Annotated in this window: 1 protein-coding gene; it reads right to left on the bottom strand. The window is 62.1% G+C overall.

All coding sequences use genetic code 11. The features are described 5' to 3' along the window. The coding region (locus HKX41_13600) for a transferase (protein NNC25168.1) at positions 1-235 on the bottom strand (235 nt) is incomplete at both ends.

Below are 235 nucleotides of genomic sequence, written 5' to 3'. Positions count from 1 at the left end.
TGACGACCGGGCTCTGGTTGTCCTTGTGAATTCCGAACTCGACGCCCCCTTCTTCGAGAATCGTCGCGTTGTGTGGCGACGCTAAGAGAGAACCAACAGCACCCCCGAGGGCAATCGACTCCCTACCAAAGACGTTGTCGCCGATTGGCGCGGCGGACTGGAGCGCGAGGTCCTGCCGGCAGATAGCCGTCTTCGGCGTGAGGTTCGCCGGTTCGTCACGGAGCGCGCTTTTGAC

The sequence above is a fragment of the Salifodinibacter halophilus genome (assembly GCA_012999515.1).
Classification (GTDB): domain Bacteria; phylum Pseudomonadota; class Gammaproteobacteria; order Nevskiales; family Salinisphaeraceae; genus Salifodinibacter; species Salifodinibacter halophilus.
This window is presented reverse-complemented; position numbering and strand designations above follow the sequence as displayed.